Source organism: Pseudomonas uvaldensis, from assembly GCF_021271205.1.
In the GTDB taxonomy this organism is placed as follows: Bacteria; Pseudomonadota; Gammaproteobacteria; order Pseudomonadales; family Pseudomonadaceae; genus Aquipseudomonas; species Aquipseudomonas uvaldensis.
Genome location: NZ_JAIWKS010000022.1, coordinates 1 through 14,504 on the forward strand (window position 1 = coordinate 1; position 14,504 = coordinate 14,504).

Annotated in this window: 2 protein-coding genes; both read right to left on the bottom strand. The window is 65.7% G+C overall.

The window, feature by feature from the left end:
• A partial coding sequence (locus LCU97_RS26365) for a non-ribosomal peptide synthetase (protein ID WP_232778194.1) occupies window positions 1–9,258 on the bottom strand: 9,258 nt, incomplete at its 3' end.
• A 3-nt stretch (window positions 9,259–9,261) separates the two neighbouring features.
• Window positions 9,262–14,504 (bottom strand): non-ribosomal peptide synthetase (locus LCU97_RS26370; RefSeq protein WP_232778195.1); only part of this gene is annotated, 5,243 nt, incomplete at its 5' end.

Here is a 14,504-nt window from a genome sequence, read left to right on the forward strand (position 1 = left end):
CTCCAGGCTGCTGGCGAGGCGTTCCGGCGCCTGCTCCAGGGCCTCCACCAGGGCAGCCACGGCCTGGCCGAGGTAGGCGGCAATGCGCTGCGGGGCGATGCCGGTGATGGACTGGGCGGTCAGGGAAAACCCGTTGCCCACGTTCGCCACGGCAATTTCGATCGGGTAGTTGGTCCGGGTTTCCGACGCGATGAAGTGCATGCCTTCATGCTCGCCCATGTCCTCGACGTTTTCCCCGGATGCATTCACCAGGTCGCCATGCCGGCAGTTGAGGATCACCGTGAACAGCGGCAGCGAGGCGTCCACCGCGCTGCAACGCTGGGCCAGGGCCAGGGAGGCCTGTTCGTGGGTCAGCAGTTCACTGAGTTGCTGGTAGGCATCCTGGACAATGTCGCGAACGGTGTTCTGCTGCAAGCGAATGCGCATCGGCAGGGTATTGATGAACATCCCCAAGGCGTGGTCGGCACCGGCGGTGCCTTGGGAACGGCCCGACAGCACCGTACCGAAAATTCCGTCGTTGCGGCCACTGGTCGCGGCCACCACCAGGCCCCAGGCGGCATGGAACAGCACCGACGTCGGTACCCCTTGCTGGCGCGCGGTACGATGCACCCGGGCACTGAGTTCGTCGCCCAGGTGTTGGACCGCACGCTTGATCCCGGCGCCGTTGCCCCGTACGTCCAGCACACCGTAGGGCGCGGTGGTGGAGTCGACGTCGGCCAGCAGGCGGCGGAAGTAGGCCTCATGCTCCGCCTGGGACACGCTGGCGGCCTGGGCAATGAAATTACGGTAAGGCTGGGACGGCGGCAGGCTGTCGGCCTGGCCGGCCAGGACCGCCTGGATCTCCAGCATGATCAGGCGCAGGGTGACGTTATCGCTGACCAGGTGATGGTCGAGCAGTGCCAGCAACCACTGTTCCCGAGGCGCGTCATGGATGATGTAGGCCGCGATCAGCGGTGCCCGTTGCAGATCGAGTCGCAGGTGATGGGTGTCCGTATGGTCACGCAAGACCTGCAAGGCATCTTCGCCAGGCAAGCACTCCAGGGTCACCACGGGTAATTGCGCCTGGCGATGGACCACCTGCACCGGCTGCGGCAGCCCCTGCCAGCGCAGGGCCGTGCGCAGGATATCGTGGCGATCGATCACCACCTGCACGGCGGCCAGGAAGTCATCGAGCAACTGGCGACGCTTGAAGGTCACCACGGTGCGCATCAGGTAGGCGTCGCCTTCGGACTGCAAGAGGTGGTGGAACAGGATGCCTTCCTGCAACGACGACAGCGGGTAGATGTCCTGTACATTGCTGGCGCCACCTGGGACATCGGCGACGATCTGCTCGATTTCCTGCTGGCTGAGGGTCACCAGCGGCAGCATCTGCGGCTCGATGGCCGTGCAGTCTGCGGGAATCAGGTTCGCCGGGACGACCCGCTGGGCGCTATCGCCGCCGGCGAGCACGGCGGCCATGGCCTTGAGTGTCGGGGCGGAGAATACCGTGCGCACGTCCAGTTGCAGGCCGGCCTGGCGCAGGCGCTCGATCAGGCTGATGACCAGGAACGAGTGGCCGCCCAGTTCGAAGAAATGGTCCTGGCGACCGACCCGTTCAACCCCCAGCAACTCCTGCCAGGCATTCGCCAGTGTCATCTCGACGGCTCCCAGCGGGGCCTCGTAGTGGTGGCTTGCGGCGGCGGACGCATCAGGCGCCGGCAAGGCGTTGCGATCCAGTTTGCCGTTGGTGGTCAGCGGCCAGGCGGCCAGGGTCACGAAGGCGCTGGGCAGCATATGCTCGGCCAGCACGCTCGCCAATTGGCTGCGCAGGGCCGACGACTCGGGGACGACGCCTTCATGGGCAATCAGGTACGCCACCAGGCGCTTGTCGCCCGGCGAGTCTTCGCGGACGATCACCAGCGCCTCGCGGACTTCGGCGCAGGCCAGCAATTGGGCTTCGATTTCCCCCAGCTCGATGCGGAAACCGCGGATCTTGATCTGCGAGTCGTTACGACCCACGTACACCACGCCACCGTCGGCGCGATAACGGGCGATATCGCCGGTGCGATACAGGCGCGCGCCCGGCTCGACGGCGAACGGATCCTGGATGAACCGCTCGGTATTGAGCTCGTCGCGATTGAGGTAATGCCGGGCCACACCGGCGCCGCCGATGTAGATCTCGCCATTGACGCCTACCGGCACCGGTTGCCCGTGGTTATCGAGAATACGCAGGCACAAGTCCGGCAGTGGCGGTCCGATCAGGCTTGGCGCGCCGGTATCGATTTCCTGTTGGCTGACCGGGTAATACGTGGCGTGCACGGTGATCTCAGTGATCCCGTACATGTTGACCAGGCGGGTCCGGGACAGCGGCGTGCGGGCCGTCCAGGGGCGCAGGCTGCGGAAATCCAGGGCTTCGCCACCGAAAATCACCTCCCGCAGGCCGTGCTCCCGGTCGCTGCGCTCACGGGCCTCGATGAACTGGCGGAAGGCGCTCGGCGTCTGATTCAGCACGGTGACCTGCTGCTGGCAGACCAACGCGTAGAAGTCATCCGGCGAACGGGCGATGTCGCTGGGCACCACCACCAACTTGCCGCCGTAGGTCAGCGCGCCCCAGATCTCCCAGACCGAGAAATCGAACGCAAAGGAATGGAACAGCGTCCACACGTCGTCGCTGCCGAAGCTGAACAGCTCGGCGGTGGCGTCGAACAGCCGGGCGACGTTGCCATGCTCTACCAACACGCCTTTGGGCAGCCCGGTGGAACCCGAGGTGTAGATGACGTAGGCCAAGTGCCGGGATGTCAGGCCAAGGGCGTCGGCTTGCGGATCCAGATCCAGGGCGTCGTCGAGGTCATCGGCCGGGGTGTAGTCCTCCAGGCTCACCACCGGCACCCGGTGCTCGGGCAGGGCGTCGAGGCAGGCGGGTTGGGCCAGCAGGGCCACCGGGGCACTGTCGTCCAGCAAGTAGCCGAGGCGTTCGGCAGGGTAGGCCGGGTCCAGCGGTACGTAGGCCGCGCCCGCCTTGAGCACCGCCAACACGGCGCAGACCATTTCCACGCCGCGACGGGCCAGGATTGCCACCCGGTCATCGGGTCTTACGCCTTCGGCGATCAGCGTCCGGGCGATGCGGTTGGCCCGACGGTTGAGGGCCTGGTAGCTCAGCTCCGTTTCGTCGAAGACCAGGGCCGTGCGCTGGGGGTGGGCCGCGGCGATTTGTTCGAAGCGCTGATGAACCAGGCGTTCGGGCTTGAATACCGCCTTGGGTGCCAGTGCCGCCGGCGACGCCAGACACTGCGCAGGAGTGAGCAAGGGCAAGCTCAGCACCGATTGTTCGGCATCCGCCACCATGGCTTGCAGCAGCGTCAGGAAATGCTGGGCGAAGCGTTCCACGGTGGCGCGATCGAAGAGGTCGCTGGCGTATTCGATCACCCCGGCCAGCGTGCCGCCGTCGTTGCCCAGTGTCAGCATCAGGTCGAATTGCGAGGTTTCATGAGCCTGGGCCACTGGTGCCAGGGTCAGGCCGGGCAGGCTCAACTCGCCGCCGCCAGGGGTGTTGTCCAGGGACAGGGCCACCTGGCAGAGCGGGTTATGGCTCAGGGAACGGGGCGGCTGCACGGCTTCGATGACTTGCTCGAACGGAATGTCCTGATGTTCGTGAGCAGCCAGGGTGGTCTGCCGGACCTGTTCCAGCAGTTGGACTACGCTCGGGTCCTGCGTCAGGTCGACCCGCAGGGCCAGGGTGTTGACGAAGAAGCCGATCAGGTTCTCTGTCTCGGTGCGGCTGCGGTTGGCCGTCGGCACGCCGATGACCACGTCGCGCTCGTTGCCCAGACGGGCCATGAGCACCGACCAGGCGCTGAGCAGCGCCATGAACAGGGTGACATTGTGGGCCTGGCAGAAGCGCTCCAGGCGTTCGCGCAACGCTGCAGGGATCTCCACCGGAACGTCGCCACCCCGGTAGCTTTGCGTCGCCGGACGTGGACGGTCGGTTGGCAAGGACAATAGCGCCGGCGCCCCCTTGAGGTGCTCACGCCAGAAGTCGGCCTGGCGGTCGAGACGCTCGCCCTTGAGGGCCTGGTGCTGCCAGGCCGCGTAATCGGCGTATTGGATCGGCAGCGCCGGCAGGGGATCGGGCTGCTGCTGGCTGAACGCCCGATAAAGGGCGGCCAGTTCCCTGACCAGGACGCCGACCGACCAGCCGTCGGAGATGATGTGGTGCTGGGTGATCAGCAGGATGTGTTCGTCATCGGACAGGCGCAGCAGGCGGCCGCGAATCAGTGGGCCCCGGCTGAGGTCGAACGGGGCCAGGGCCTCGCTGTTGCCGATGCGCGACGCGCTGAGGCTGGCCTGCTCGTAGGGCAGCGACCGCAAATCCTGTTCGGCCAGTACGAAGCCGCAGTCTGCCGGGGCAATGATCTGCACAGGCTGTTCGCCACGGCGCTCGAAGGTGGTGCGCAGGCTTTCGTGCCGCGCCACCAGGCGATCCAGCGCCGCCTTGAGAGCGACACGGTCGAGGTCGCCCCGCAGCAGCAATGCCGCCGGCATGTGATAAGCGCTGCCCGCGCCGGTGTCGAGCTGGTCGAGGAACCACAGCCGTTGCTGGGCGAAAGACAGCGCCAGCGGTTTGTTACGGTCGGCCAGACCGATGATGTCGGTCTCGGCGACATGCAGGTTGCCCACGACCCGCGCCAGTTCCTCCACGGTGGGATGGCTGAACAGCTCGCGCAGCATCAGGTCACCGCCCAACTGCTGACGCACCCGGGAAACCAATTGCGCCGCCAGCAGCGAATGCCCGCCCAGCTCGAAGAAACTGTCGCGGCGGCCGACGCGCTCAAGACCCAACAACTCCTGGTAGATCTGTGCCAGGGCGATTTCGGTGGCGCCTTCGGGAGCGACATAGCCGCGCTCGGACATGGCATCCAGGTCCGGTGCGGGCAGGGCATCCTGATCCAGTTTGCCGTTGGCCGTCAGCGGATACGCGTGAAGGCTGACGAAGGCCATCGGGATCATGTAGTCGGGCAGGGTGGCGCCCAATTGTTTGCGCAGGGCCGCCACTTCCAGGACGACGCCCGGGCGAGGAATGAGGTAGGCAATCAGGCGCTTGCCCTGGCTGGCGTCATCGCGGGTCAGCACCCGCGCTTCACGCACACCTTCGCACGCCAGCAGTTTGGCTTCGATCTCACCCAGCTCGATGCGGAAGCCGCGGATCTTCACTTGGGCGTCCATACGGCCCAGGTGCACGATCTCGCCGTTGTCCAGCAATTTGCCCAGGTCGCCGGAGCGATACAAGCGCTCGCCGGGACGGAACGGGTCGGCAATGAAGCGTTCGGCGGTCAGTGCCGGACGGTTCAGGTAGCCACGGCCGACCCCCAGCCCGCCGACGCAAATCTCTCCGGCCACACCCACCGGCAGCAGGCGCTGGCGAGCATCGAGCACATAGGCCACGGTGGTGGGAATCGGCCGGCCGACGTTGGAAATGCCGGCGGCGATGTCCGCTGCGTCGATGGCCTTGTAGGTGACGTGGACACAGGTTTCGGTGATGCCGTACATGTTCACCAGCGCCACATGGCCGAAGGCGCGATGGAAGGCGTCGAGCTTGCCCAGCTCCAGGCTTTCGCCACCGAAGATCACGTATCGCAGCCGTTCCAGGCGCACATCCGGTGTCGCCAGGGCGGCGGCGCTGAGCTGATGGAACGCCGATGGGGTCTGGTTCAGCACCGTCACCTGTTCGCTTTCAAGAAAACCCAGCAAGGCTGTCGGATCACGGCGCAGAGCGTCGGGAACCAGGGTCAGGCGTGCACCGAAGAGCAGCGCACCGAAGATCTCCCAGACCGAGAAGTCGAAGGCGTTAGAGTGGAACAGCGACCAGACGTCGTCGGCACCGAACTGGAAATCCGGCCGGCTGTTGTGCAGCAGTCGCACCACGTTGCGGTGTTCGAGCAGCGCACCCTTGGGTTCACCGGTGGAACCGGAGGTGTAGATCACATAGCAGAGGTGGTCCGGGGCGTTGACGTTGGGTGGGTTGACGATGCTGGCGTCAACGTTGCCGAGGGTCGGATCGAAGACCTCGATATCCAGTGCCTGCAACGCCGGGGCCATGCCCGGGCGCGCGATGGCCTTGCGTGCGCCGCAGTCGCGCAGCACATAGGCGATGCGCTCCTGGGGCGAGGCCGGGTCGATGGGCACATAGGCGCCGCCGGCCTTGAGCACCGCCAGGGTGGCGACGATCATCTGCATCGAGCGCTCGAGAGTGATGGCCACCAGTTCCTGAGGACGCACCCCTGCGGCGCGCAAACGGTGCGCGAGGCGGTTGGCCTGTTCGTTGAGCTGGCGATAGCTCAGTTGCTCCTGGCCGAGGTTGACGGCAATGCGGTCAGGCGCCTGGCGGGCCTGCTCCTCGAATATCTGTTGCAACGTCAGGGTGTCGGGCCAGGCCGCTTCGCTGTCGTTGAAATCGATGATCTGCCGCTGGCGCTCGGCCGCGTCCAGCAGTTGGACGTCATCGACGCGCTGGTGAGCATCTTCGACAAAGGCTTGCAGCAGGCGCACGTAATGACGCATCAGTTGCTGGATGAAGCCGGCATCGAAGAATTCGGCGTTGTAGACCAGGTGCCCGGACCAATGCTGTTCACCGGCCGACACCAGCAGGTGCAGGTCATTCTTGCCGTAACCCAGGTTGGTTTCCAGCGTGTTGATCGCCAGCCCGGCGACCGGAGGCTGGGTGTCGCTGCTGCGCTGGAAGTTGAACAGCACGTCGAACAGCGCGGTGCGGCTCATGTCCTTGGCTGGATTGAGAGCCAGCACCAACTGGTCGAACTGCATATGGCGATGGCGCAGGCCCTGGGTCAGGTTGTCGGCGGTCTGTTCCCAGAGCTGTTGCAGGGTGGTGTCGCCAGCGCAGAAGCCGCGCATGACCAGCAGGTTGTCCAGCGGACCGACGACGTCATCCAAGGCCGGTTCACGGCAGGCCGCCGTGGTGCCGATCACCAGTTCGTCGTGCCCGGCGTAACGGCGCAGCAGGGCGGTGAAGGCACTCAGGGCGAGACTGTCGGCGCTCACGCCGACGTCCCGGGCCAGGGCTTCGAGACGGCGTGCCAGCGCCGGTTCGATCCTGAAGTCGTGAGTCGCTTCGGCGAACACATGCACGGCCATCCGTGGACGGTTGAGGGGCAGCTCCAGGGCTTGCAGTTTGCCGCGTAACTGATAGGTCCAATAGGCCCGCAGGTTCTCCAGCACTGCGGCCGGCAGTTGGCGTTGCCAGGCGGCGAAATCGGCGTAGCCCAGCGGCAACGCCGGCAACTCGGCACTGCGTTCGGCGCAGGCGGCTTCGTAGAGGGCCAGCAGGTCACGCTTGAGCAACTGCATCGAGGTACGGTCGGCCAGCAAGTGATGCACCGCAATCGCCAGGACGGCGTGGCGCTCATCGGCTCGCACCAGTGTGGCGCGTACCAGCGCGTCCATGGTCAAGGGCCGCCGTGTCTCGGCCAGGGCTCGGGTTGCCGGCTCGCTCGACGTATCCTGGATCACTTCCAGGGCCAGGCGAGCCTGGGTGTCGAAACGTTGCCAGGCCGTGGCGCCGTCATCGCTCGACACCCGACAGCGCAGGATCTCATGACGGGCCAGCAGGCCGTCGAGAGCGGTCTGCAAGGCCGATTGATTGAGCTCGCCTGTCAGCTCCAGCAGCAACGGAATGTTGTGGTAGACCGGATTGGCGTCGTACAGGTAACCGGTTTCGAAGGTGTCGACGAACCAGAGCCGTTCCTGGTGGTAGGACAGTGGCATGGGCTGCGGCACAGGCTTCAATGCGGTGACGGGCGGCAAGGCCAGCGCCGGGTCCAGTTCCAATGCGCCGATGCGGGTGTCCGGTGCTTCGGTGAAGCAGCGCAGCAGGCGTTCGAAACGCGCCGCCAGGCGTTCGACGGTGGAGGCATCGAACAGCGCGGTGGAATACGACAGGCTGCACGACAGGCCAGGGCCGCCTTCGTCGATGTGCAGGGATAGATCGTGTTGGGTGTTGTCCTTGCGCGACGGCAGGAACTCCAGGTCCAGGCCCGGCAGGTGCAACTGGCCGCCGGCTCCCCCGGCGTTGGTGTAGAGCATGGTCTGGAACACCGGGCTGTAGCTGGCGCTGCGCGGCGGCTTGAGGGCCTCGACCACCAGTTCGAACGGCGTGTCCTGGCGGCTGGAGGCATCCAGCATCAATTGCTTGACCTGTTGCAGCACCTGGTCGAGGGTCGGGTTGGCGTCCAGGCGAATGCGCAGGGCCAGGGTGTTGACGAAGAAGCCGATCAGCGACTGCACATCCTGGCGGTCACGGTTGGCGGCGACGGTGCCGATCACCAGATCCTGCTGGCCGCTCACACGCGCCAGCAAGATCGCCCAGGCAGCCATCAGGGTCATGAACGGGGTCGCGGCGCGGGATTGGGCGAACCGGACGATAGCGCTGGACAGTGATGCAGACAGGTCGAATGCCAGGGTTTCGCCCCGGTAGCTCTGGACCGCCGGGCGCGGCCGATCGGTCGGCAGCGACAGCAGGGCCGGGGCGCCTGCCAGTTGGGCACGCCAGAATTCCACCTGTTGTTCGAGCCGCTCGCCTTCCAGATGGCGACGTTGCCAGGCGGCGTAATCGGCATATTGCAGGTCAAGCGGTGGCAGCGGATCGTCCTGCCCATTGCTGAAGGCTTCATAGAGCGCGGCGAATTCCTTGACCAGCAGGCCGATGGACCAGCCGTCAGAGATGATGTGGTGCTGGGTGATCAGCAACCGGTGCTCATCGTCGGCCAGGCGCAACAGGCTGCCGCGGATCAGGGGGCCATGCAGCAGGTCGAATGGCTGTGCCGCCTCGCTGTCGGCCAGGCGCTGTGCTTCATGCCCGGCCTGTTCCACGGGCAGGTGGCGCAGGTCATGTTCTTCCAGGTGGAAGCCGCAATCGGCCGCGGCTATGACTTGCACCGGGTGCTCACCCTCGCGACGGAAGGTGGTGCGCAGGCTTTCATGCCGCGCCACGAGACGGTCGAGGGCCGCCTTGAGCGCGCTCCGGTCGAGGGTGCCGCGCAGTACCAGGGAGGCGGGTATGTGATAGGCGGCGCTGGCCGTCGGGTCCAGTTGATCGAGAAACCAGAGCCGTTGCTGGGCGAAGGACAGCGCCAGCGGACCCTCGCGGTCCGTGGGGGCGATGTCGTCCTGGGGCGTTTCGATGACCCGTGTGGCGCCGCGTTGCTTGAGCAGACGCAGGAGCGCGGCACGTTTCAACTGGTCGAGACTATCGTTATGTTCGTTCAATTGTTAAGCATCCTTGGAGACGATAGCGAGCAGTTCGCTTTCAGACAGCGAAGCCATTTCTTGTTGCAGGTCCATCAATTCATCCGACTCGAACTGCGCCAGTTGCAAGGTGGTGACCAGGTCGGCCAATGCCAGCAGCGACGGGTGTTCGAAGACGCTCCTGAGCGGTAGCTCTACGGCGAAGGTCTCCCGTGCCCGCAGCGTGACTTGCACCGCCAGCAGCGAATGACCGCCGAGTTCGAAGAAGTCGTCATGCCGGCCGATCCGCTCCAGGCCCAGCAGGTCGGCCCAGATCTGCGCCAACAGTTCTTCGGTCTCGCCGTTGGGGGCTTCGTACTGGCGCAAGGCGAAGTCTTCGCTGCGGGGCGCGGGCAGGGCGCGGCGGTCCAGTTTGCCGTTGGGGCTCAATGGCAACCGTTCGAGCACCACGAACGCCGCGGGCACCATGTAGTCCGGCAACTGCGAGGTCAGGTAGGGGCGTAGCGTGCTGCTGGCATTGCGACCGGCCAGATGCGGTTCGACACTCAGGTAAGCCACCAGGCGTACCGCCCCCGGTGTGTCTTCGCGAGCGATGACGGCGGCCTCGCGCACACCTGGCAACGTCAGCATCAAGGCTTCGATTTCACCGGGTTCGATACGGAAACCGCGGATCTTGACTTGCTGGTCGTTGCGCCCCAGGAATTCGAGCACGCCATCGGCGCGCAGGCGCACCAGATCGCCGGTGCGGTACATCCGCGCCTCTTCGCCTGGGCCGAACGGATCGGCGAGGAAGTGTTCGGCGTTGAGTTGCGCGCGGTCCAGGTAGCCTCGGGCAACACCCGCGCCGCCTACGTACAGTTCGCCCGGTACGCCGAGCGGCACCGGTTGACGTTGTTCGTCGAGCACGTACAGCCGACTGTTGGGAATAGCGCGCCCGATCGGCACGGTCCCGGTGTCCTGGGCGGTGCAGCGGTGCACCGTGGCCCAGACGGTGGCTTCGGTGGGGCCGTATTCGTTGTACAGGGTAATCGCCGGTTCCAGGCCGGCGCATTCCTGCACCAACTGCGCAGGGCAGGCTTCCCCGGCGACGATCATTTCCCTCAGGCTGCCATGTCCGTTTCCGGCGGCGAGGCTTGCCAGCACCAGGCGTCCCAGCGAAGGCACGCACAGCAGCGAGGTCACGGCCTGTGCGTCGATGAAGCGGGCGATGGCTTCGGGGTCGCGGGCGGTTTCGGCATCCGGGATGCACAATGCACCGCCGCTGACCAGGGTGCCGAAAATGCCGGCGACCGAGCTGTCGAAGGCAATCGAGGACAGCAGCAGGAAGCGCTTGTCGGTCGCCGGGCCGTACACCGTGACACGGGCCAGCGTCGAAGCCACCAGGTTGCGATGCTCGATCATCACCCCTTTGGGTTTGCCCGTGGAGCCGGAGGTGTAGATCACATAGGCCAGGTGCGTCGGGGTCAGCCCCGAGCCGTCCAGCTGCGGGTCACGGCTGTTGGACGTGGTCAGGGCCTGCTCCAGGGCCAGGTAACGGGTGCCCTCCTGCAACCTGCCCACTGCGGCGCGACCGACCGGGTCGGCCAGCAACAAGCGTGGCCGGGCGTCCTCGAGAATCGAGGCCAGGCGCTCGGCCGGATAGGTCGGATCCAGCGGCACATAGGCGCCGCCGGCCTTGAGGATGCCCAGCAGACCGCTGATCATCGCCGCGCCGCGTTCGACGCAGATCGCCACCAGGTCGCCCGGCTGCACACCCGCTACCATTAGATGATGGGCCACGCGATTGGCCTGGGCGTTGAGTTCGGCATAACTCAGATGTCGATGGCCGTCGAGCAGCGCACAGGCGTCTGGAGTCCTGCGCACCTGGTCCTCGAACAACTGCTGGATGCACAGGTGCGTCGGGTAATGCACTTGGGTCTGGTTGAAAGTCTCCAGCAGCAGGGTGCGCTCCTGAGAAGGCAGGACATCCAGTTGCGTGAGGGGAATCTGCGGCGTGTACATCAAGGCCTGGGCCAGTTGCTCCAGGGCGCGTTGCATCAACGCACAGATGCGCTGCGGGTCCACTGTCCGGACACTCTGCACCGTCAACCCGAGGGCATCGCCATAATCATTCACCGACAGCGTCAGCGGGTAGTTGGTCCGCTCGGCGCTGCCCAGGATACGCAGGCCCGGCCATTGCAACTGGCTGTCATCGCGTTGGTGCCTGTAATTGAGCAGGCTGGTGAACAATGGCAAGGCACTGGGCACGCCACTGCAACGTTGGGCCAGGGCCAGGGACGCCTGTTCATGGCTCAGCAGTTCGACCAGATCACGGTGGGTGGCCAGCACCTGTTCATTGGCACCGCCTGCATTCAGTTGGACGCGTACCGGCAAGGTATTGATGAACACACCCAGGGCCCGTTCGGCGCCCGCCGAGCCTTGCAGGCGACCGGCGACCACGGTGCCGAACACGACGTCGTCGCGCCCGGTGCAACGGGCCAGCACTTGCGCCCAGGCCACATGGCACAGCGTCGCCGGGGTAATGCCCCGTTCCCTGGCCTGGGCCCGCAGGCGCAGGTTGAGTTCGACGCTCAGTTGCACACTGGCTTCTTCGATGTGGTTGCCATCCCCTTGTACTTCAAGCAGATCGAAGGGCGCGGTTGGCGCATCGACATCGGCCAGTCGGCGGCGGAAATACGCCTCGTGTACTTGAGCCGGGACGGCCTGGGTCTGGGCGATGAAGTCGCGATAAGGTTGCGGCGTGCCGAGGCTTTCGCCTTGTCCATGAAGCATCGCGTGGATTTCTTCGAGGACGATCTCCAGGGTCACGTGGTCGCTCGCCATATGGTGATTGAGCAACGCCAGCAGCCAACGTTCGGAGTGTGGATCACGGGCGATGCAGGCACGCATCAGCGGGGCCTGGCGCAGATCCAGGCGCAGCTGTCGAGGGTCGCTCAGAGCCTGGAGCTGGCTCAGGGGATCCTGATGGTTGTCGAGGGTGACACTGTGCACCGGCAGCCGCGCATGACGTTGCACCACCTGGACGGCCTGAGGCAGGCCATCCCAGTGCACACAGGTACGCAGAATGTCGTGGCGGTCGATCACGTGTTGCAGGGCATCGATAAAGGCATCGAGGCGCTGGCGGTCATCGAATTCGAGCATCGAGCGCACCAGGTAGGCATCGCCTTCGTGCCCCAGCAAGTGGTGGAACAGGATGCCCTGTTGCAACGGTGCCAGGGGGTAGATGTCCTGGATGTTGGCCGCACCGCCGGGTACGGCGGCGACGAGGCGTTCGAGTTGCTCCGAAGTCAGGTGCACCAGGGGCAACATGTCCGGGGACAGGGCCTGACAATCGGCCGGAATGCGGTTGGCCGGGGCCTGGAACACCGAATCCTTCGCATCGCTCAAGGCCACGGCCAACTCCCGCAGGGTTGGTGCGCTGAATACGCTGCGCACATCGGCGTTGAGGCCCTGTTCGCGCAGGCGCTCGATCAGGCTGACCGCCATCAGCGAGTGTCCGCCGAGCTCGAAGAAACCATCGTGACGCCCGATGCGCTCGTGCCCCAGCAGTTGCTGCCAGATCCCGGCGATGGTCACTTCCACCGAGCCTTGCGGCGCCTCGTAGGTCCGGCTGGCGTAGGCGTCCTGGCCCGGTTCGGGCAGGGCGCGGCGGTCGAGCTTGCCATTGGGCGTGAGCGGCAATGCATCCAGCACCACGAAGGCGCTGGGCACCATGTGCTCGGGCAGTCGGCGCAGGAGTTCGGTGCGCAGTTGTTCAGCGGCCGCCGGTTCGCCGCACAGGTACGCCACCAGGCGTTTGCCGCCGGCCTGGTGATCGCGGGCGATGACGGCGGCTTCGCGGACCCCGTCGAGGGCGGCGAGGGCGGCTTCGATTTCGCCCAGTTCCACGCGCAAGCCGCGGATCTTCACCTGGTCATCGTTACGTCCCAGGTATTGCAGGGTGCCGTCGGCCAGCCAGCGGCCGATATCGCCGGTCTTGTACAAGCGCCCATCGACTTGGGTATTGAACGGGTCGGCGATGAAGCGCTCGGCGCTGAGTTGCTGCAGGTTGAGATAACCCCGCGCCACGCCGACGCCACCAATGTGGATCTCGCCGGGCACGCCCACCGGCAGCAATTGGCCGAGGTTGTCGAGTACATGCAGTTGCATGTTGCGGATGGGGCGGCCGATGGGGATCGAGCGGTTCCGATAGGTGTCCGGATCGACCTCCAGCGCATGCCAGGCGACCACGTCGCTGCACTCCGTCGGGCCATAGCTGTTGATGATCGCCGGCCGCGGCTCGGGCATTTTTTGCAGCATCGCGACCTGGATCGGTTCGCCTCCCAGTACCGCCCGTTTCAGGCAGGCCATCGCCCCGTGCCGGTCGGCGTCCACCAGCGCGTGGAAAGCGCTGGGGGACATGTTCAGGTGCGTGATGCCCGCCTCGGTGATTTGCGCGACGATGGCGGTCGGGTTGAACGGTTCTCCGGCCAGGTGCAGGGACGCACCGACCATCAGTGGCGCGAGGATGTTTTTCTGGGTCAGGTCGAAGTTATAGGACGAAGCCAGCAGTACCGCATCGCCGGCATGGAACGCCAGGTCGTCGAGGTACCAGTCCAGCAGGTTGCGCAGGCCGCGATGTTCGACCATCACGCCCTTGGGCAGCCCGGTGGAGCCGGAGGTGTAGATCACATAGGCCAGATGGCCGAAGTTCAGGTCCGTCACCTCTGGGTTGTGGGTGGGGCTTTGCGGCAACGCCGAGCTGCCCAGCTCCAGGGTCGACAGGCCATGGGGCAGCGGCAATGCGTCGAGGCCTCGCTGATGGACCAGCGCCTTGGGTGCGCTGTCGGCCAGCATGTGGGTCAGGCGTTGCGCCGGGTATTGAGGATCGAGGGGCACGTAGGCCGCACCGGCTTTCAGGATACCCAACAGGCCGATGACCGTCTCCGGACTGCGGCGCGCACAGAGGCCGACGGTGTCGTCGGGCCGCACGCCCAAGGCGATCAGGCCGTGGGCCACGCGGTTGGCCTGGGCGTTCAGCTCGGCGTAGCTCAGGGTCTGTCCATCACCGACCAGCGCCACGGCGTCCGGCGTACGGCTTGCCTGTGCTTCGAAGACGGCATGGGGGAAGCGGCTCGGGCTTTCGTCCAGGGCGAGAGGGGCTGGGTTGAATGTCTCCAGCAACTGTCGACGTTGCGCATCATCCAGCAACGGCAGGGTCGCCAGCGGTTGGCTGGCGTCGTCCAGCATCGCTTCGAGCAGGTGCAGCAGATGCCGGCCCCAACGGG